The organism is Allobosea sp. 10L417, assembly GCF_056395485.1.
Map to the genome: position 1 here is coordinate 37,740 of NZ_JBFTJP010000016.1, position 19,809 is coordinate 57,548.

Annotated in this window: 18 protein-coding genes, 1 tRNA gene and 3 pseudogenes; 7 read left to right on the forward strand and 15 right to left on the reverse strand. The window is 59.7% G+C overall.

From position 1 onward, the window contains the following. Nucleotides 1–304 precede the first annotated feature (304 nt). Entirely contained in the window at nucleotides 305–691 is a 387-nt protein-coding gene (locus tag AC1DE3_RS26290) for a hypothetical protein (RefSeq protein ID WP_476852926.1), read from the forward strand. Nucleotides 692–1,191: 500 nt separating this feature from the next. Here AC1DE3_RS26290 and AC1DE3_RS26295 read toward each other — a convergent pair whose 3' ends face one another. The 4 genes from AC1DE3_RS26295 to AC1DE3_RS26310 all read right to left on the reverse strand — a co-directional run bounded on the left by AC1DE3_RS26295 (nucleotide 1,192) and on the right by AC1DE3_RS26310 (nucleotide 5,178). Then, on the reverse strand, nucleotides 1,192–1,572 hold the full coding sequence (locus AC1DE3_RS26295; protein ID WP_476852927.1) for an antitoxin Xre/MbcA/ParS toxin-binding domain-containing protein: 381 nt from the start codon (nucleotides 1,570–1,572) through the stop codon (nucleotides 1,192–1,194). A 142-nt stretch (nucleotides 1,573–1,714) separates the two neighbouring features. Then, on the reverse strand, nucleotides 1,715–2,692 hold the full coding sequence (locus AC1DE3_RS26300; protein ID WP_476852928.1) for a TniQ family protein: 978 nt from the start codon (nucleotides 2,690–2,692) through the stop codon (nucleotides 1,715–1,717). Between the two features lie 3 nt (nucleotides 2,693–2,695). After that, nucleotides 2,696–3,583, reverse strand: a complete 888-nt coding sequence (locus AC1DE3_RS26305; protein ID WP_476852929.1) for a TniB family NTP-binding protein — start codon at nucleotides 3,581–3,583, stop codon at nucleotides 2,696–2,698. Continuing rightward, nucleotides 3,580–5,178 (reverse strand): Mu transposase C-terminal domain-containing protein, encoded by a 1,599-nt coding sequence (locus AC1DE3_RS26310; protein ID WP_476852930.1) that lies wholly within the window; start codon nucleotides 5,176–5,178, stop codon nucleotides 3,580–3,582. The genes AC1DE3_RS26305 and AC1DE3_RS26310 overlap by 4 nt, the downstream gene beginning before the upstream one ends. Nucleotides 5,179–5,288: 110 nt before the next feature. Between AC1DE3_RS26310 and AC1DE3_RS26315 the strand changes: the two genes are divergently transcribed. The 4 genes from AC1DE3_RS26315 to AC1DE3_RS26330 all read left to right on the forward strand — a co-directional run bounded on the left by AC1DE3_RS26315 (nucleotide 5,289) and on the right by AC1DE3_RS26330 (nucleotide 8,134). After that, on the forward strand, nucleotides 5,289–6,434 hold the full coding sequence (locus AC1DE3_RS26315) for a site-specific integrase (RefSeq protein ID WP_476852931.1): 1,146 nt from the start codon (nucleotides 5,289–5,291) through the stop codon (nucleotides 6,432–6,434). A gap of 122 nt (nucleotides 6,435–6,556) precedes the next feature. After that, nucleotides 6,557–7,138 carry a DUF433 domain-containing protein gene (locus AC1DE3_RS26320; protein ID WP_476797881.1) on the forward strand — a complete coding sequence of 194 codons (582 nt, stop codon included), beginning with the start codon at nucleotides 6,557–6,559 and terminating at the stop codon, nucleotides 7,136–7,138. Continuing rightward, complete coding sequence (locus AC1DE3_RS26325) at nucleotides 7,135–7,509, forward strand: DUF5615 family PIN-like protein (RefSeq protein WP_476797882.1); 375 nt, start codon at nucleotides 7,135–7,137, stop codon at nucleotides 7,507–7,509. The genes AC1DE3_RS26320 and AC1DE3_RS26325 overlap by 4 nt, the downstream gene beginning before the upstream one ends. Nucleotides 7,510–8,058: 549 nt before the next feature. Next, nucleotides 8,059–8,134: transfer RNA gene (locus tag AC1DE3_RS26330), tRNA-Ile, on the forward strand. Between the two features lie 109 nt (nucleotides 8,135–8,243). Here the strand turns inward: AC1DE3_RS26330 and AC1DE3_RS26335 are convergent. The 9 genes and pseudogenes from AC1DE3_RS26335 to repA all read right to left on the reverse strand — a co-directional run bounded on the left by AC1DE3_RS26335 (nucleotide 8,244) and on the right by repA (nucleotide 14,902). Next, complete coding sequence (locus tag AC1DE3_RS26335) at nucleotides 8,244–8,534, reverse strand: WGR domain-containing protein (protein WP_476797883.1); 291 nt, start codon at nucleotides 8,532–8,534, stop codon at nucleotides 8,244–8,246. Between the two features lie 129 nt (nucleotides 8,535–8,663). Further along, nucleotides 8,664–9,052 (reverse strand): annotated as a pseudogene (locus AC1DE3_RS26340) (plasmid partitioning protein RepA); the annotation flags it as partial. Nucleotides 9,053–9,455: 403 nt separating this feature from the next. After that, on the reverse strand, nucleotides 9,456–9,890 hold the full coding sequence (locus AC1DE3_RS26345) for a PIN domain-containing protein (RefSeq protein ID WP_476797884.1): 435 nt from the start codon (nucleotides 9,888–9,890) through the stop codon (nucleotides 9,456–9,458). Further along, the gene (locus tag AC1DE3_RS26350) at nucleotides 9,890–10,132 is read right to left on the reverse strand and encodes a type II toxin-antitoxin system Phd/YefM family antitoxin (protein WP_441514434.1); all 243 of its coding nucleotides are present in this window, start codon (nucleotides 10,130–10,132) and stop codon (nucleotides 9,890–9,892) included. The genes AC1DE3_RS26345 and AC1DE3_RS26350 overlap by 1 nt, the downstream gene beginning before the upstream one ends. Nucleotides 10,133–10,325: 193 nt before the next feature. Further along, nucleotides 10,326–10,806: pseudogene (locus tag AC1DE3_RS26355) on the reverse strand (RES family NAD+ phosphorylase). Then, nucleotides 10,803–11,164 (reverse strand): annotated as a pseudogene (locus AC1DE3_RS26360) (antitoxin Xre/MbcA/ParS toxin-binding domain-containing protein); the annotation flags it as partial. The pseudogenes AC1DE3_RS26360 and AC1DE3_RS26355, both read right to left, overlap by 4 nt. A gap of 72 nt (nucleotides 11,165–11,236) precedes the next feature. Next, nucleotides 11,237–12,466 (reverse strand): plasmid replication protein RepC, encoded by a 1,230-nt coding sequence (repC, locus tag AC1DE3_RS26365; protein WP_476797885.1) that lies wholly within the window; start codon nucleotides 12,464–12,466, stop codon nucleotides 11,237–11,239. A 156-nt stretch (nucleotides 12,467–12,622) separates the two neighbouring features. Next, the gene (gene repB, locus AC1DE3_RS26370) at nucleotides 12,623–13,624 is read right to left on the reverse strand and encodes a plasmid partitioning protein RepB (protein WP_441514437.1); all 1,002 of its coding nucleotides are present in this window, start codon (nucleotides 13,622–13,624) and stop codon (nucleotides 12,623–12,625) included. Between the two features lie 75 nt (nucleotides 13,625–13,699). Beyond that, the gene (gene repA, locus AC1DE3_RS26375; protein ID WP_441514438.1) at nucleotides 13,700–14,902 is read right to left on the reverse strand and encodes a plasmid partitioning protein RepA; all 1,203 of its coding nucleotides are present in this window, start codon (nucleotides 14,900–14,902) and stop codon (nucleotides 13,700–13,702) included. A 398-nt stretch (nucleotides 14,903–15,300) separates the two neighbouring features. On the opposite strand from repA, the gene AC1DE3_RS26380 reads away from it, so the two are divergent. Further along, entirely contained in the window at nucleotides 15,301–15,546 is a 246-nt protein-coding gene (locus AC1DE3_RS26380) for a WGR domain-containing protein (RefSeq protein ID WP_441514439.1), read from the forward strand. A 676-nt stretch (nucleotides 15,547–16,222) separates the two neighbouring features. Here the strand turns inward: AC1DE3_RS26380 and AC1DE3_RS26385 are convergent. Continuing rightward, nucleotides 16,223–16,468 (reverse strand): helix-turn-helix domain-containing protein, encoded by a 246-nt coding sequence (locus AC1DE3_RS26385; protein ID WP_441514440.1) that lies wholly within the window; start codon nucleotides 16,466–16,468, stop codon nucleotides 16,223–16,225. Between the two features lie 118 nt (nucleotides 16,469–16,586). Here AC1DE3_RS26385 and AC1DE3_RS26390 point away from each other — a divergent pair, with 118 nt between their 5' ends. Then, nucleotides 16,587–17,015 carry a hypothetical protein gene (locus AC1DE3_RS26390; protein ID WP_476797886.1) on the forward strand — a complete coding sequence of 143 codons (429 nt, stop codon included), beginning with the start codon at nucleotides 16,587–16,589 and terminating at the stop codon, nucleotides 17,013–17,015. A gap of 282 nt (nucleotides 17,016–17,297) precedes the next feature. Here the strand turns inward: AC1DE3_RS26390 and AC1DE3_RS26395 are convergent, their stop codons facing one another. Next, nucleotides 17,298–19,643: a MobA/MobL family protein gene (locus AC1DE3_RS26395; RefSeq protein WP_476852932.1), complete on the reverse strand. Its 2,346-nt coding sequence runs from the start codon at nucleotides 19,641–19,643 to the stop codon at nucleotides 17,298–17,300. Between the last annotated feature and the right edge of the window lie 166 nt (nucleotides 19,644–19,809).

Here is a 19,809-nt window from a genome sequence, read left to right on the forward strand (position 1 = left end):
AGCGTCGATAATGCCCGCCTGGAAAACAGATCGTCGCGGCGGCAAGCCGTGTCGCGCCAGGTTGGAGCAAACCCTTCGGTAGATGCAGCCGGATTCGGTCGCGATGAACGGCAGCGCCGCTTTTGTCTTCGGCTACAACAAGAGATCGTGACCACTTGCGCCGGTTGGCGGTCCGATCAAGCCCGGCGGCTCTTGAGCAAACTGCCGCCGGGGTCTCCCGCTGAACCGTGTCAAAGGGCTAAGGCTAAATGTCTACTGTGCGACGGATCATAAGTGTCTAATTGCAACCAATCACGGTTTGCAGTTGCTCGGCGACCAAGCGTCTGAAGCGGCGCTACAGAGCCAATTGAAATCAATCGGACAACTCGTCCGGCACGACATCTCCATTAACGATAGGCGCGCCCGCAGAATCGCGCAGAAAGTCGCGGGTTTCTTTGCCTGTAAACATGCGAATACCATCCTCATTGATCAAGGGGACGCCGGCTTTACGATCAAAGACAAACCATGTCCGAGTGGCATCGGGATTATCGAGACTACAAAAATACCGGGCGATATACCGTTCATTGCGCATGCCATTACCCCGCAATCGCTGATAGATACTTCGTTCAATGAAATAAATGGTTTGCCGTTCAGGTTGTGGCTAGGCCGGCAGATTGATTTTGACGTCGACGGACCCGGCCGCCTTGCCTGAGCGAGATGTAAGGAGCCTTGGCTACTCCTCGACAATGACTGACGTTACCCATGGGCTCAACCGAGTCCCGCCTGACGGGCGCGCTGCGCCATATCAACTCCACAACGAAGCTATGCCGTTTCCGTCATTAACCGATCTGGTCGATGTCTCGCGTACGCGCGTTGGACGCCGCTTGGGAGCACGTTCGCGGCAACATCGCAGAACAGGACCGCGAGCGGGACTGACCGGATGTTCCTGGCTCGCGGAGCACCGCCTCACTCGACAGAAAAGCCACATAGAAGCCCATACGCGGCCGCTATGATTTCGGTGACCTTTGCCATGAAGTCTGCGGCGAAGGGCACCAGGCAACCTCCTGAGAGGCTCGAGAAAATCCCAAACGCACCCGACCGCAGTTTTTACCCGGACTAAAATTGGCTTATGGTGCTGGGATCAGATGGGCGTTTTCCGGGGGTGCGTAGACCCGCTTCGTTTCAGCTACGGAACGAGGCACTATGTGAAGATCAGACGAGAGCGCGCCGCGCGTCCAGGTAGTCCATGACCTCCACGATTCCGTTCACGGTTTGCAGCTTTTTGAGCGGCTGCGCATCGAGAGCGGTATTCGGGTTAGCAAGCCAGCGCGCAGCAACCCGATAGTCGCCTCCGACGCTTGCTTCAAGCTTGCGGAATAGGCGAACGAAGAGAATGGCGAGCTCGAATGGCTTGGAACCGGGCTCAAGGCTGAAGGCCCCGCGCTTCATACGCGAGACAGTGGTCTCGCTTATGCCCAGTATCGCAGCGAGAGTCAGAGGCGAGACCTCAAGCTGATCGGCGGCCAAGACGGTGGCCCTCGTGATCACGGCAGCGGCTTGGGAGCGGAAAACGTGACCGGGTAGCGTGGACATGTCATCTCCTTTCGCGCGAGAAGGTAGCATCGAAGCCCCCGCTGAAAAATCGGGCGACGCTTTCACCGGCATAGTACTAGTCCGGCAGATGGCCGGAAACGACCGACATTGACCAAACCGAGATGTGCGCACGCGGCGATCGTCAACCGGTCCGGCTCATTCTCTGCGTCGAGTTCAATCGCGCGGGATTCCGCGGCACTGTTTTCGGTTTGGTATTGGGGCAGACCGCCCAGCGATTGACAGCGTCGCGGATTGCCCATGGCCATTGTGCAATCACCGCCATCACCTGCTCTCGACCGAAGTCGTCAGACGCCTTCAGGATGCGAACGACGGCGTCGACTGGATTCCTCAGAGCAGTGGCCACCCCTATGGCCAGACCATATCGTTCCGCCCATGACGCACTCGGCAAATCGGTGATGGTTGAAGGCAAGTGCTGATCACTAATCGGCACCGCCGTAGCAAATTCCGGCACCACGACGCTCAGGACCGGCCGCCGACATGGTCGCGACAGAATGGAAGGATCGCGCTGACGCGGGAGCGGCAGGTTAGCCAGTTCCCACGGCGCCGGGGGCGAAGCTCTCCGAGATGGTAATAGCAGCAGCGACAAAACTGAGCCGACAGGAACCGCAGTGGTCTCCCTTTCCATCGCCCATTGAAGCAAGATCTCTGCGCCCCGGCGACCTGATGGTTTATTGCCGAGAGAACCGACGCCATGCATTTCGGGACCGAATAGTAGCTCATGGTGTCGATCGCATAAGAAGGCGAAGGCAAACGACCAACTTTTGAGCCGCTGCGGTCTTTTCAGGCCGCGCGAGCAGGACGGGCAAATCTCCCTGGAACTCGGTCGAAGGAGGCTACGATACCGCGTCGGTGTGCCGTGGAAGGTCATGGTGCGCACGCGTTCGACCGAATAGTGCGTGGCGGTTGCGATGCGCTCGATATCCGCCCGCGCCGGCTCAAGCTCGAGCTGCGGTGCCGGCTGACTCCAGCCAACATGCGCTTGTAGCTCATCTAGAGACACTCGATAGACGTCGGCGACCCGCTCCAACCATGAGCTTAACCGCTCGTCTCGAAAGGGCGGCGGCACGATCGGCAGCGGCGCGGCCCCCTTCCCTATCACGGGTTAGGCCGAGAAGCCCGTTGGCGCAGCCGCGCGATGATCGAGGATAGCCGCGGCTGTGATCCGCTCTGCCCCGCTGAGGATTGCGCTGGTTGCGAGCTCAATTACCGTCCTGAAGACCGACGCTGTTATGCCGCCATTGGCCTCAACGAGCCGTTTAAGCGCGGTATCCGTCAACTCGGACGGCCGACGCAACGGCAAGGAAAACAGAAGGCCGCCGATCAGACCATGGAAGTCGGCATCGTGCCGCCAAGGCGAAAGACCATAAGGCTCGAAGCGGCTATTTAGATGGGCATCGCCCCGGATCGCATCCCGTGCCTCGTGCGAGCCGAGGCAGATCAGCGGAATCCGCAGCTCGTTGCCGAGGAAGCGCAGCAAATTAAGGATCCTTCGCTGTTCCCGGTAAGTGCCCGCTATCAGGTTTTGCACCTCGTCAATGACCAGCATGCGGGGCGCGGTTTCCCGAAGCAGTCGCAGCGCCTGAGTTTCGAGTTGCCCGAGGGTGGCGCGGCTCGGCGGCGGTGCGCCGATCACCGACAGTAGCCGATGATAGAAGCGTCCCTCGTCTGGGGAGGGGACCATTTGCACCACGATGACGGGCCGGTGATCAATCCCGCTTCGCTCGTCGAAACTGGGCGGATTCGCACGTACAAACTTTTCTATGATCATCGTCTTGCCCATACCCGAGGCACCGAAGATCAGCAGATTGGGCATGCGGGCTCGCTTGGGAAACAGTAGCAATTCTTCGAGCTTATTGAGCGCTTGACGGGCACGCGGATAGTCAATCCACCGATCCCCTCGAATGTGCTCGATACGCTCGCGATCGGGCAGATCGGCATAAGCCTGAACGGACGGATCGAGATGCTGATAGACAGAGTTGGCGGCTGTCATTCCCATACCTCCACCGGAAAATGCGGTAATGTGATCACCGGTTCGTCCGACGGTGCGCTCGCCGGGAGCGCTTGCAACTCTTGCAAATGAGCTCGCCGCGCGCGCTGCCTGCGCATTTGCGTGGTCTCTTGGGTTGCTTTCTCGACCAGAGCGCGCTGCGCGGCAATCGTTTGGAAGATCGTCTCCTCGTCGATCTCTTGGCGCCCGCGCGCCCGTAGCACGCGTAGCGCCGCCTTCTGCTCCCACAGCGTGATCGCCGGTCGCCCTGGGTTGCGCGTATGCGCTACGAGGTAATTCTCGCCCAGCTTAACGAAGACTCGATGCAAATCCCGCGGATCGAACTTGACGAGAACCTTTTCGCTGCATCTGCCGATCCAAGGGGCAAAGCCGTCCGACCAATAGCAGATGTTGTGGAGATGGATGCCGGTCCGCCGCAGCACACGTGCCTCGAAGGGCAGGAAGTCGATGAGAAACGCGAGCGGGTCTCGCACCTGCAGCGGAGGGCGCCCAGATATGGCCTCGTTCCAAGCCGCGCTGGGAGGCCTGCCGATACCGCGGTGCAGGTCGGAATGGTAGGCGATGATTTCCAGCGCCAGCCAGGTTTCAAGATCGCGCATGGTCATCACGGCGCGCGCTTCGGGATCGTAGTCGCCCTTGTCCAGGACATTGGAAAAATGGGTGCCGGGCAATAGATGTACCGCCCCCATCATCGTCCCGATTAGCCGCTCCACGTGGCCGCCAAAACGCGGTGTTCCCGGCGGGCGGTAAGAGACCGCTATGTTGTGATCGTCGCAGCCCCGCCTGAAGGCGCGCGCGTGAAATTCGGCGCCATTGTCGACGTGAATGCATTTAGGGAGGCCATTTGTCGGCCAATCCAAACAGATCCCGCGGCTTTGCAGCCAGCGGGTTTTGTCGATGATTGCATGCGTCAGACAAAGCGCCACCGACGTCACCGATGGCGCCTCCAGCGAGAGATAAAAGCCCAGCACCATACGGGTGCAAACGTCGATGGCGACGGTAAGGATAGGTCGGCCAATCGGCTTTCGTTCGATCGGATCGACCACGGTCACATCGACCTTCGTATGGTCGATCTGGACAATTTGCAGCGGACACTGTGCTGAAAACTCGCCGGGCAGAGCCAGGAACTTGGCGTCGGCCCGAGCTTTTCCCTCGCGACGGCGAGTCATGACCTCCGGATCGAACGTCGCAAGGTAGCTCTTCAAGCGCCTGATCGAGGGCGGCGCCAGGCCGACCGCGCGGCAATCGGCCGAAACCCGCTTCCACAGACGCGTGATCGGCGGACTCTCCGGTGTCGCGTAGAACGTCGAGATGTTGCCGTCGACAATCGCTTTCAGCGCGGGATCAAAAGCGTCGATGCCAGTCCGGCGTCCGGGCTTTCGACTAACAAGCGCAGTAACGCGCTCTTCAGCCCTATAGCGCTTTAGCCACCGAAATAAGGTTGCTCGGCTGACGGCCAGCTCAGCCATAGCGTCGGCGACATCAGCCGAAGTGGGCCGCTGCGGCAACCGCCGTAGAACATCCGCGTGCCTAAGCGCGCTCTGCCATTCCTGTTCGTCGAGCTGGTCGCGTTCCATGCTCTTCACGCGGATGGTGAATCAATCTAGTCTCACCATATCTGAATCGCGTGATGATTCAATCTCAGCAAATCCGACTCGATCTCACAAATTCTGAATCGGATAACCTATTGAAAATAAACGATCTCCGATCTCATGAAAAACGGTCAGCTCACAACTCCGCCCCACCGGAGCACCCGTCAGCAGGTGTCGATCATTCCGCGCCGCGGACGCCAGGCGAGGAGCGCGACGCCCTCCCCTCCCCGCTCGCAGGCGCGGACGCCGGCGTACCGGCGCATCTCGAGCAGCTGGCCGAACGGGCCCGCGGCTACGTCAAGGCGGCGAGCTCGGACAACACACGACGCGCCTACTCCTCCGACTGGACGCATTTCACCGGCTGGTGCCGGCGCCAGGCCCTGGCGCCCCTACCACCAAACCCGCAGACCGTCGGGCTCTACATCACGGCCTGCGCCTCGGGCGCGGCCACGGCCAATCGCAAGCCGAATACGGTGACGACGATCGAGCGGCGGCTGTCGGCCCTGACCTGGTCCTATGCGCAGCGCGGCACAGCGCTCGATCGCAAGGACCGTCATATTGCGACCGTGCTCGCTGGCATCCGCAACACCCACGCTGCCCCGCCTCGCCAGAAGGAGGCGGTGCTGCCCGAGCATTTGATCGCCATGCTTGAAACGCTCGATCGTGGCTCGCTGCGAGGGCTGCGCGATCGGGCTATGCTCCTGCTCGGCTTCGCCGGCGGTCTCCGACGCTCCGAAATTGTTGGATTGGATGTCAGTCGCGACCAGACAGAGGACGGCCGCGGCTGGGTCGAGATCCTCGACAAGGGCATGATCGTTAATTTGCGCGGTAAGACCGGTTGGCGCGAGGTCGAGATCGGCCGGGGCTCTGCCGACGCCACCTGCCCGATCGTGGCGCTGCAGACCTGGCTGAAGCTTGCCAGGATCGCCCACGGTCCCGTATTTCGGCGCGTGACCGGCCAGGGCCAATCCGTCGGTCTCGAGCGCCTCAACGATCGAGAGGTCGCCCGCTTGGTCAAGCGCACCGCGCTCGCCGCCGGGGTGCGTGGCGATCTCCCCGAGGGAGAACGGCAGCAGAAATTCGCAGGCCATTCATTGCGGGCCGGACTCGCCTCCTCGGCCGAGGTCGACGAACGCCATGTCCAGAAGCAGCTCGGTCACGCCTCAGCCGAGATGACCCGACGCTATCAGCGACGGCGCGATCGCTTCCGGGTCAATCTCACCAAGGCTGCGGGTTTGTGACGAGGTCCGGAATAGGTCGGCAGCGGGCATCAACGTGCCTCAACCGCCACCCAGGCGAAGCGCGTTCCAACTTGTTGGGGCGGCCAACTGCATATATATTCCCCTGCAAGGGAGTAATTATCATGCCCAACGAGTTTTCTGCCCTCGAAGTGGCCGAGTTAGCCAATGTTCCGGTTCGCGCCGTGGACAAGGCGATTGAGGAAAAGGTGCTGGCGGGCATCCGTGCGGTGGCACCTGGCCGACGTCGGATGCTGCCCCTTCACGCTGTACCGTATGCGGCCATTGTCGCCCGATTGCCCGTCACGCTCTCGCTCGAAACAAAGCGCGATCTGGCACGGGCGCTCGGCAAGCGTCCGACTGCGCGCATGACGGCCGAGCCGTTGGAGATCGCACCTGCAGTCACTGTGGATGTGTCCGCACTCGTCGGATCTGACCTCGCTGAGCGCGCTGAACGCTATGGAAAAGCGCGGGAGGATTTCGTTCACGTCGATCCCGACATCATGGGTGGCACGCCGGTGCTGCGAGGCACTCGGATGACGGTGTATTCCGTGCTGGGGCGCATTGATGGTGGCGACAGTGTCGACGATGTCCTCGAGGACAACCCTCATCTAACACGAGAGGCGGTTGAAACTGCGGTGCTCTATGCCCGGACACACCCCATCATTGGAAGACCTGGCGGCCGCCCTTGGGCGAAAGCCGCGTGAAGCTGTTCATCAATGAATGCTTGTCACCGCAGCTGGCTCGACGTCTCAACGAGGAGGGACAGCACGATACGACCCACCCGCGCGACATGGGACGGCTCGGCGAACCGGACCATGTCGTGCTGGCGCGATGCCTGGATGAAGACCGAGCGATCGTGACCGAGAATGCTGTCGACTTCCGCAAGCTGGTCGCGCGCCAGGAATTGCATCCTGGGCTGATCATCCTTCCAAGCGTCAGTCGCGAACAGTCGTTCAGCCTGTTGGTTGACGGGATTGCTCACTTGGCATCGCAGGGCGAGCCGTCGGACGTTATCATCAATCACGTTCTCGAAATTGGGAAAGACGGGAGCTTCACGTTGTCTCCGCTGCCCTAGCGGTGTCCTCAAACGAAGCGATATTGATATCTCACTCTGTCTGCTTTGGTGACCTCGGGATCACTTGCTGTAAGTAAGCACGCCGATAAGCCCCATAAATGGCTGCTGGCAGCTTTTGAGCGTTTTTCCTCATAACCCTAGCCGACCCACACGTGAAGGGCACTCAGCGGGCTTCCTACGAGGTCGATTTTTTCGCCTCCAGCCGAATTCGCGCGCTTACAACCTGCGAAACCTAGCGGAACAGCGGAAGCACCATAACCGCGGCAATCGCCACGACGATGGCACTCCGAATGAGGATGCCATTGATCCGAGCCATAGAGGCTTCAGAGCTGTCCGGCATATACATAACCTCTCCTCCTCTCCACCCAGCTTCGGTCTCATCCCGACCTCGTGCAACCGCGATCGTCCGTTAGCCAGCAGACTCTCCTCTCTTGTGGTCTGGGCGCCACGCGGCCAGTCCCTTCCCCTCCCCGCCCCGCACGATYAACTCGTGAGGCGAACGCCCAGCCATTCGTGTTTGCCGATCGCGCAGAATGCTACACGCCGCCCGGGCCGGTAGCTCAATGGTTAGAGCTCGCTGCTCATAACAGCGCCGGTTCCGTTGCGAGTCCGGCCCGGCCCACCATGCCATTCTAAAAAGCTGGCTGTCCCGGCAATGGGGGGCTTCCGGCTATGCTCTTATTCGTCACCGAAGCCGCTACAACGCCGTAGCCACGTCGGGTCTTCCTGAGGAGTCAGTCCTGCAGCGCCTCGGCTGCGGTCTCTTGATCCCCGTAGAGATCCAATCGCCGCCGACCGGAACAGCCCCGGCGCCCCCATTCGCGCACGAGCGCGACATCGCCAAACAGCGTTGGCTCAATCGCCAGCACGTAGAACCGAGCCATATTCTGCGCTGGATCGGATCGGTCCAACACCAACTCTGCATCCGAGGCGATATCAGACGGGGTGATGTCGGCTGGATCGACATCCACAATGACTTCTCCAGCGTCCAGACGCTGACGCAGTTCGGCGTTCTCTCTCGACATCAGAGAACGTGTTCTGCAATGAGCGCACCGAACCGGCGGAAACCCGATGCGGCGTTTCGGTAGGTTTGTTGTCAGCTGACAACGCTGGCGGCGCCATGAATAGCGAACTGATGACTTGAGAGCGCTTGCTCATCGGCCCCAGGCTCCCTTGAGTTCAGCAATCTCGTCGTTCACACCATCGACGGAATCAATGGCACGATCATACGCCGCTCTCCCCACGGAGCCGCGATCTCGTAGCGATTGCTTCGTCAGGCCTGCATTAGCGATCGCAGTCGATTTCCACGCAATTGGACGCAAAACGTGCTCGCCGAAAATGATATCTCAGCCAAGCAACAATTTGCGCCTCAGGCACGTCATGGGGGTCGTGCCGTGTGACCACGTATCGCAAAAAATCGAGCTCGATCTTTCCCCCGGCGTCCTCGATCACCTTCATGAAATCGGTGGTCATGAGAAAGAATTATGAGCATCGCCGTAGCGGCGTTCAGCGCGCTCATCGTCAGGTAACCAAGTTGCGGCGGGACTATCGCCCTGGAATTCCCGCCGAAGGCCCATAGGCGAGCCTCTGAGGAGGTCGGGTTTTCCTGGCTCGCGCGCGGAAGTAAGCCCGGTGTTGCGCAACCTTGCAGATCGTCCCGGGAAGCGCTATTTTGCCGTAGTGGACGGCGGATGTTGGCGCACCCGCCGCCCTTTAGCGACTTAGGTTAGAAATTGGACCCGGACAGCGGCTGGCCAGCCTGTCCGGGTCTTTCTAATCGTCTCCGTGATGCTTAGCGGCATAAGCCACATTTGAGCACCTTCGGTTGGAGGGCGAGGCACTCGCCTTGCCTAGGGTGGCCCCATTCCTCCGAGGCGCGCCGGCTGGCGGCGGCGCATACTGCTTCCACCCTCGAATCTCTGAATTGTAGCGTGGACCTACTCCCGCTACAGTTCCGGCAGTGCAGCGAATGGGTCGATCGCTCTCACGCCGAGCGGTTCAAAATGCCTGAGATTGCGGGTTAGCACGGTCAGCTCATGAAGGCGGGCTGTGGCGGCGATCGCGATATCCTCAAATCCCGGCTGATGGGCACGCGAAGCATCAAGGATCTCCCCGGCAATATGGGCACACCGCAGATCGAAAGGCAGCAGCTTCTCCGCATAGAGATGCTCTATGCTCTCCCACCATTGCGTCAGCCCTCGCGCCTTCTTCGTAGCGCCTTCCCGTTCGGCCTTGGCGATCCCGGATTTCACCTCAGCCGCCGAAATGACCGACAGAAAAAGCCGCGGGCTCGCCACGTCTAGCCATTCTATGAGCGCCCCGACGCGCCCTCGTTTCGATGGCGCCAACGCTGAGATGACGTTCGTATCGACCAGAAACATCAGATATCGACGGAGCGGCTCAACTTGCCGCTGCGCGCTGGAATATCGCCGTCGTCGCCTGGGAACGCTGCGAGCAGCCGGCCGAAGCTCGGGATCTGCGCGAGCTTCTGATATTCCTCGAACGACAGCACGACCGCTTCCTTCCTGCCGTGTCGGGTGATGACCGCAGGGTAGCCGCGGACAGCTTGATCGACGACAGCCGAGAGCGTGGCCTTAGCGTCCTTAATCTGAATTTCTTTCATTCCCCGCTCCCATGACTACTGTGGTCATATAGCTAGCGATGGCGGCTCTCGCAAGCGGACAGGCTCAAACCGAATCCACTCGTCACAATGCACGGCGCCTCGATGGTTTGTCCAGGAATCCTCGGCGCAAGTCGTATTCGGACGTGACTGACGCCCCCTCTTGAGAGGGCATCTTTTTTTCGCGCCGCCGCCTTTACGCGGCGAACAACCAGCGGTCCCAGAAAACGGGCTGAAGCAAACTCGCTTCGATCGCTCGGGAGTCAGGATGCGCCGGATTGACGAGGATATTTCGGTAGGCGGGCAACGACGATCGGAACGATGAGAATGGCGCTGCGCCTCTCTCCGTACCAGCGCTCTCCAAAGGCCTTGCTCACTGTCGCGGGCATTTCATCCCAGCCAGGCAACGCCGGCGGCGAGAAGACCTCGTAGGATAGCCCCTTCGGGAATGTGAGCTGGATGAAGTGCTGATTGGGCTGCAGGCGCCCACTGCCGTGCACCAGTTTCTCAAGGAGGGCCGTCGAGAAATGCTCGCTGGGGTAAATCAGCGGGCTGCCCGCCGTATTCCAGCGCCTAGGCGCTATCGTGGATCCAGTCGCATCGAAAATCGGGTAGGCTCCTGTCGGATTTCCAATCTGAGAACCCGGCACGGTACGGTCCAGAATCTGCGGAGTCACGCAGCCGTGCCGTATTTCAGGCATGCCGAGCACGTCGAGCATGTTCAGAGCCTATCTCGCTATGAATAACGACCTCGATCGGGCGTCGATCCTCCAACATCGGATGTGGCCTGAAGAGAAACTCCCGCGCCTCGTCTTCATCCTGCCAGACGTCGAGTGCAAGGCTCCAGGTGCGCGCAACCCGCGCCAGCCGTGCCCCCTCGTCCGACGAGAGGCGGTCCGCGGTGTAGGGGGCCTTGGGGATGAGCCTGTATTTGAACTGGGCGTCGCTGGGCGCGATCAGTCGCGCCACGCGCTCGAGCGAACCAAACGGCAGGCCGTCTTCGATCCGGGCGATCAACCCGAAGGGCGAACGGCTGCACCATCAAGCAGCTTGCCGTGTCCATGAACGAGTAAGCCAGATCGCCCCCCGGGCGCCGTGTCGACGTCGTCATGCCCGTTGCTTGTCCCGCTTTCTGGTGCCAATGAGCGCCATGAGCATCGGCCCGATCGAGAATTCGCCGTTTTCGGCCCGCTGTGTGAGGGCTCGCAGATAGCCGCCCGCGCTGGACACGGTTTCGCCCTTCTGCAGGATGCTAGCGATGACGATTGCGGCGTCGAGCTCGCCCATCACGCTCTGAGCATGAAGCCAGGCACTGGGGCTAATTCCGAGCATCGGCCTAACGAGCGCGGCAGCCGCCTGAAAGTCGCGCCAGTTAGCCACCCCGCCCTTACTGTAATCGATGATGTCGGGGCAAGCGTCGAGAACCATTCCTAGCGGGAACGTCCGATCTGGCATCCGCAGCGGTTCAGGAGAACTCTCAGTCCTCGCCCCCGAGCTCTCTGGAGAGCGTGGTTCAAGATCAATAAGGGAGTCTGGATTTGAATTCTGTATGTGACGCTCAGTTTGAGACTCATTGGTGCTAAGTTTTTGTGATTTTACGTGATCTTCCAGCAAGTTGAGGATCTCATCGGCCAAGAGGCTCAGCTCCGTGGCAATCGGCTCAAGAACCTCGCGGGTGGCGGAGCGCGGAATCCGCCCCACGACGCCCCGGTAGAGCTCGTGAAGCTCCGTCCAATCGGCCGGGCCGGCTCCGTTGCGGCGGGTCGAAACGCCCTCCTCCATTCCGGTCGCGATCATCTTGCAGATGTCCCGCCGGCAAATAGTGACGCGCTCCCGAACGAGCTTCAGAGCGCGTTCTTCTGCGCGAACTTCATCAGCCAGTCGCTCAAATTCCTCGGCCCTGGTGACGAGTGGCGCCAGATCAAAACCAAACGCGAGCTCGATGCCGCCGGCGCGGTCCTTCCGCGCGTAACGCTTACCATTCGGGCTGTCGCGCCGGATGATAAAGCCGACATCAACGAGCGCGCCCAAATGCCGTCGCAGCGTCGCCGGCGCCATGCCGTGAGCCCGAAGGCAGAGCTGCTGGTTAGACGGGAACACGATAAGCCCCTCCCCCGTGAGGACCGTCTCCGGGTGGAAAGTTAGCAGAGCATCCAGAACCGCCAAAGCGCGCTCCGAGATGCCGAGCTTCTCCTTTGCGGTGCAGATAGCCCGAAAAGTCTCCCATTTATGAACCGCCTTTTCCGGCGGGCGTGTCTTTGCCCCCGCTTGGCTTGCCACAAGGGCAAGTGTCAGCGGTCGCCGCCCAAAGGGCGTCGTCGAGAGTCGTGGTTCCATGTCCTTTGCCCTATTCAGGCAAAAGAAATCCGCTCGCCGAATGGCGCAAATCTCTCTCGAGACTCTTGACGGTGATTCGAGGAAGTGCGATTCTCGGTTTGCTTAAGACAGAGAGCGCTCTCGGAACAGCCGTTTCGGGGGCGTTTTCTTTTGCGGTCAATCTCCGTTGTTACGATCTTTCGTCGTCCTGAAGTCGCGATAAAGCTTCTCCAGGTTGCTCGAAATGAAATTGCCGAACTCGCCTGCATCCTTGGACTTGAGCGAGAGGCTGAATGTCCGCCCCGTGTTCTTGAAGTTCGCAGCGACACGATTGTCAGTGGGTGTCCATTGACCTTCCGCCGCCCTCGCCTTCTGTGGGCGCCTGTGCGCCTTCTTGAGCCGGTCCACCAGGAAGTTGAACCGGTCCGAAGCCGGCGTCTGATCGAAGTCTGCCGACTGGACGATTGCAATTGCGGTTTCGCGTTTCGCCGGGTGAGCGATCAGCTGCTTTAAGTCTTCCCAACGCGGACGACCTACCCCTCGGGCGGCGCCGAGCGCCTCAAGGACTTCCTGCGGAATCACCTCGACGAGCGTGAACATCCTCGCAACAACCGTGTCGTCGACACTGACGGCAGCCATAATGATCGCCCGGTCCTGCCCAAGCTTGCGCAGACTGTCCGCGAACCGCGCCTTCTCGATGAACGATAGGTTGGCCCGCCGGGCGTTCTCTTGGCCCTGAGCGACGATGTGCGCGGCATCGTCCAACGAACGGATGACAGCTCGGACGCGCTTGCCTAGCTCCCGCGCGACACGGTGGCGACGGTGGCCAAAAACAATCATGTGCCGGCCGGCAATCTCAGGGTGCGGTCGGACGAGGATGGGCTGTAACTGCCCCTCCCTCGCAATTCCATCCTTTAGGAGCGCGAACGCCTCCTCATCGTCATCGACGCGGTCGGCGACAAATGAGCTATCGACGAGGTCGGGGTCCAGCTCAACGACGACTTCTCCGTCGGCGATGAGCTTCACCTGATCCGCCATCTCCTCGATTGACTGCTTCATGGCGCGAGACGCCCCGCGGTTCGCGTATAGCGCCCGCGCTTCTTGGATTGGAGACAGAGGTGCTGCGACGCCTTCGGTCGGTGCCTCAATCGCCCTCATTAGCAAACCTTTACGCGCCATTTTTGCCCGTAGCTCCGCGTAACATGTTGAACTGCCGAAGCGATTTGGGTTTCCGTACAGCTGTCAATTCGGCAGTCATTTCCGCCCCCACGCGTCATGCATCAGGGAACGGATCTCCTCGTTCACGGCGTTTAGCGAATCGATCGCACGGTCGTAGGTTTGACGGGTAAACTGGGACCGATCGAGTTCATACAGCGACTGATTCGTGATCCCGGCGTCGGCGATGGCCGTCGACTTCAGCATTGGGTTCGACAGCATGAACTTCGGGAACATAGCCTGCATGAACCCAACCATCTGAGCCTGAGGCCCATCAGTCGGCTCGTACCTGGTCACGAGATAGCGAAACCATTTGAGCCTGACGTCGGCACCATGCCCCACGATGGAGCCAAGGATCCCACCGAGCATCAAGAGGAACTGGCTCATCGACATCACGTCCAACATCTGGGGGTGGATCGTGATGATGACAGAGGTCGAGGCGGTGAGCGCCGTGAGCGTGAGGTAGCCAAGTTGGGGCGGGCAATCGACAACGACAACGTCATATCGATCATCGACATCCTTCAGCACGGCGCTTAGCCGCAAGAAGAATTGCTTTCCCTCAATCGAGCGCTGCGCCGCCATCGGCGTATCGTACTCGTACTCCTGGAGTTCCAGGTTCGCGGGCACGATGTCGAGTCCAGGGAAATTGGTGGGCCAGATGACATCTGTGATCGGCACCCGATCGGCCGTGTATTTCAGACAGTCATACAGCGAAGGATTCTTGTCGAGCTCCGGCTGAATTCCATGGAGCGCCGACAAGGATGCCTGCGGATCCAGATCGATTGCAAGAACCCGATGGCCGGTGAGGGCGAGGTACTGCGCGAGATGTGCAGCCGTTGTCGTCTTGCCGCTGCCACCTTTGAAGTTGACGACCGAGATCACCTGAAGTGGCTCGCCAGGCCGCCGGTGCGGCACATACTTCTTCACACCCGACCGTCCGTGACGGTCCAGATACTGCCGAAGCTCAAGCATCTGCTCGGCCGTGTAGGTGCGTCGCCCCGAGGAAGTCGTGGTAGGCGTTGGCCCCTTGCCTTCCAGATGAAGCTTTTTGACGTTCGACGGCGTAACTCCGAGGAAATAGGCGACTTCACTGAGTGTGAACGACCGCAAGCCCTTCTTCGCGTTGGGTGGGTAATGTTGGATACGCAGCAGATTGAGCTTCTCCGAGATCAATTCTCCCTGCTGGAGAATGATCTCGTGAAAAAGCTTGCCTGTATCATCGCTGATGTTCGCGAAGTTCATCCAGTGGCCGCCTATCGGAATAACGCTTTTCCGGAGCAGTGACGCTTTTCCGGAGCAACGGGAATTGCAAGCGTGAATTATGCCCGATTCGCGCGAGGCGGCAACCGATTTTGAGTTAACGAGAAGTAAACTCAAAATTTTCCAGGAGGCCCGGTCAAAGCATTAGAACTATCGTGCCAGAACATATTGATAAGGCGGACGAATTTGACGTTCCGTACAGCTGTCAATCGAACCGCAGCATCGGTTCAGAGCCACGCATTTTTGAAAAGGTTCGAGGTCCCAATTTGTCACACATTCCGATCAGGAATCGTTTGCCGTTGATCGATTCTTAAAATGCATTGGACCGTGAACCGAAGAGCCGACGATTCTACGGTGCCTGTCAATCAGCGGCGCGGGTCATGCTCAACCTTATTGTCTTAGATAGAATTGATCGAACCCGGGACATGCATCGGTTCTATGTGCTCTCAATAGAGCCGACCCTCTGGGGCGAGCTGAGCCTCGTTCGCCAGTGGGGCAGGATTGGGAGGCGAGGGCGCAGTCGCGTCGATCTACATTGCGACCACGCATCAGCCAGGGAAGCACTGGATAGCTGGCTCGAACGAAAGCGAGGTCGGGGCTATGTCCCTCGTCAACCTACGACCTAGGTTGAACGCTACCGCTCTGGACCGTAACCCTGCCGCGGACGTCGATGCCGAAAACCTCCAACGGAACTTCGAGGACATCGTTCGCGATTTGAGGGCTCCAGCCCTTTTGGCTGCCGACGAAACGAGACGCCCCAGAAAAGTCGGCACTGACGCGTACGTAGCGAGCAGAGGGCCCGCGCTCACATGGGGCTTACAAGTCGAGACACCACCGATGGTTACGTCTCTGGCTTGGTCCCAGAAGGGGCATGGCTCGATCGACGTGATCAAGTGGCGCGCGGGCCGGATTCAACTGACGGTCAGGAGCGCCATCAGCATCGGCCCATGAGCGTAGGCGTGGCGTGGTGTTTAGTGTCAGGGTGAGGCGGCACTGGTGCAGGCGGTCGGTCGCATCGCCTCGCCCCCTTTTTATCCGTTAACCTCGACCGAGAGCTTGCTTCGCCGAAGCTCAGAGTAATCTCTGAGCTAGCTCCCTTACGCGTGATCCATGATTTTGGAACCTGCACGCAGGACCAAGCAAAATTTGGCGCGAAGCCTCTTTGGGCAGAAGATCTTGCTGGGCTCGAGCACTGGAACTGAGGGAAGGGCGATTGAGTCATCTTTTTGGACCGTCCGCCAAAGGACGTAGAAGACTGCGTCGCGGAACTGCTTTGCAATTTTTGGCGGCATCGATAGCCCGTCACCGTTTGTCCACAGTACGTGGACTGCCGAATGGATGGCCGTCATCAACAAGGTCGCGGACCGCCACTTCTAGCGCCTGAGAGATTTGCCAGAGGCTAGTCGCAGTCGGGTTTCGCTGGCCCATTTCAAGTGCGCTCACATGTGCCCTGTCGACGCCCAGACGCTGCGCAACTTGAGCTTGGGTGAGCCCCTTGGTCAGCCTAGCGGCTCGCGCATTCGCGGCGATCACCTGTCTAATATCCATTTCCGCATTTATCTGCGGAGAGCCGTTTAGCGCGACGCGGTATGCCGCGTTGCGCTATAACGCACATTGGGGTTATGACCGTTGAACTTTCATGAGCGCTTAGGTGGTGCGAGTTCTGATGGAACGCTTTCCTTCGCCAGCGCGCGGCTTTTCCAAACTCAGGCTCGAAATTCAGTGGGTGTTAATCGATAGCGACCGCGTCAAATATCTTCTGGTGGTGGACGTGTTCGGAAGTTTGACAAACCGCGATAACTGGCAGGAGATTTTCGATGGTTGGTGCGCCGCACAAGGTCACGCGCCAAAATTTAAGCGCGGCAACAGCCGAACTAATCGAACCGAAGCGAAGGTAACGCTTCATGGCTATCATCCGATTGTCGACTTTTTGGTGAGGTGGATAGGACTGGAAAATCTGCCGATAGGGCAGCCGGACCAGTCAAAGATAAGTCAGCTAGAGTCTGAGCTAGAACTGCTTCGGAAGCAGAACGCAGAATTGATGCAACTGCTCACCCAAGCTCGTGATGTGCCACGTCAAAAATCTGGAAAATGACAACACGGCATGCCGACCAAAGGACATGTCAGCAGAAAGCTCATGTAGCTGCTGGCTGCTCTCAAATTATAGAAGAAACTGTTTACTCCCAAACACTTCTGAGCAGGATCGCGCTGAGATCTGAAACTTTGAACCCGCGTCGATCGCGTTGGGCTGCTCAAAGCCCCGAATAGGGAAGGGGATCGGGCTCTGATATCGGGACGGGCAGCCTCGAAAACATCAGGCTATCGCCCGGCGATGAGAGATGCTGAAAATGTTGGATCGCTGCTAAGGTAGTCATCGCTAGCGCTCCGGACCTCCGCGTCCGCGTTGACGGGCGATCGCCAGTCTCTTCTGCAGTTGCGCGATACGCTCTGCCTCCTTCTTGCGCCGCTCATCATCGGTGAGCGGCTTCGGCCTCGCCGGATTTGATGCCACGGGCGTTCCGGGCTGAGGCTCTTTTGCAAGCGGGCGCGGTTCGATCGCGGCCGACATTGGCGCTTCCAAAGGCTTAGGCGGCTTGATGGCATCTGGCGAAGTATTGGGCTGGGTTGCCGCACGCTCGGCGGCGAGTGCCTTCGCTGTATTGCGGACCCTGCTTAGACGATCGACGGAGTGATTTCCCATGCCGGCTCGACCGGCCTGCGACGCCGACTGGCCGCCGGCGACCGCAGCCCCCTGCTTCGCCTTAAACGCGGGAACGAGGATGGCGGGTTCTGCCATGAGACGCTCGGTCATCCCGCGCATCGCCTTGTTCAACGCCGCGTAGTTTTCCGCGCGAATTGTGACGTCGTCGAGTTTCTTCGCCTTAACGACCAGTCCCTCGGCCTTCTGAATTTCAGAGAGGAGAAGCCGGATGCGATTGTCGACAGCCTCGACAGTCTTCCTCATCTCGCCGGCGATGGCGATAGCGGCATCATCGGCGTCGTCCCGTGCCTTCTTGGACTTGAGGCGTGAACGCGACTCAAGTTTCGCCGACACATGCGAGATGGCATTGCGCTCATTGACGAGCTCGGCCTTGCGCGCCGAGAGACGGACGATTTCCTTAGCGGATTTACTTGCAATGAGCGCCTCGGCCGTTTGACGACCATGCTGTGGTCCCAAGGCCCTTTCGAGCCAGGCTCGGCGATAGGCTTCATAGGAAGCATCCGCTTTTGCTATCGCTGCAACGGATTGCAGATTGGTCGCCCATTGCTGGTTGGCTAGCTTCATGCCCTGTGCCGTTTCCAAGCCTTTCCGCTCGCGCGCATAGGAGGCCGGATCAACGCGATCTCGTGCCTTCTCGGCCACGCCCATCTCCACATACGTACGTGGGTCTAGGCGTTTCTCGGCACCAGCGGCAGCCAAATGCTCATTCGCGAGTTTGGCGAATCGCGCGCGCTCCGTCCGGATCCATGTCTTTTCCTGGCCAATTGCGAGGAGCTTCGGCTGTAGGAATGGCCGGTTGGAACGGCTTTGCCGCCGCGCGGTCTTAAAATGCTTCAAATAGGCGAAGTCCCAGATCAACTCGCCGGAGCCGGGCTTCTCGGGATGCTCGATCTTCTTGGCGGGCCGGTCGTAGAGATTGATGTGCACATGATAGTTCCGGCTATCGTTGTGCTTGTTCGGAGCGTGGATGGCGGCCCAATAGGGGAGGGCGAGATCCTCGTAGGGCCGGCAGAATGCCTTCGCTAGCGACAGTCGCTGGGAGGCGGTCAATTCGTGCGGAAACTCGATCACGAGGCGCGTCTGGACCCGGCCGCCGCGACCTACCAGGAAAGCGATTGGCGCGTCTGGTAGATCATCGACGCTCTGCTCGGCCGAGATCCTGGTGAAGCCTGCTTTCTGGAATATCTCGATGAGCTTGAGACCTTCAGCTTCCGTGACGCTCTCCGAGACCGCCTGGTTTGTGGCCAGTGCCACCGAGAGAGTTGAAGACAATGGGGACGAAGTCCGGGCCATCTCCCGGATATTGGCCCAGACGGCAGGGCCCCTCTCGGGATCCAGGATCACCTTGGTCTTGCGGGGCGCGTCTTCGGCATTATCGACCGCTTCCCAGAAGGCATCACGCTCCTCCCTGGTCGTGCCAATGTTGCCGAAGGAAGAGATTTCCACGCCATCGCGGGCGACCTGTTCTAGCTTGGAGGGTTCGTCGATGCATCCCAGCACTTCTTTCGACGGAATAACCTCTACGACGTCCTCGCGGTCGATGTAGCGCTGGTGTTTCCTCCCACCACTGAGAGCTGACGCGACGCTTTTTCGCCCCTTCAACACATCAACCAACTCACCTCCCTTCGAGAAAGTCGTGACCGAAAAATGGAAGGAGACAGCCCCGTTTTGGCCTTGCGGTCTGCTGGTCTGCCTATGTGCCTTTTGGCCGTGGAGACCGCTCGCGGTCCGAATACCGGGTCTGGCCAGAACTCGGGCGATGTCGCCAAGTCCAACACCACCTCGGGACACGTCCTTCATGCGACGCAGGGCCTGCCGTTCAATAGAGTTGACCCGATGGAGGGCACCAGCAGCCGCACGCTCTCCTTCCTCGGTCTCCCGTTTGTGATCGGCCTCGATTTCTCGCTGTGCCCGTCGATTGTCCTTTCGCGCCCGCAACTTCGCGGCGCGCTCATCGGCTGCAGTACGCTTCCTGGCGGCAATGTCGTCGAGATCAATCATACAAAGGCGTGAAAGCGAATCCGGGATTGCGGCACCACAATTAAAGCTCGAAGCCCACCGGCTTCCAAAGCCGCCGTGGTTCTGCGCGCTTCCGCATGCGCTCATGATTAAGAACTAACTAAGGGCGACCGCCCGCGGATCTTCATCGCCGCCTCGGTCAGCTATC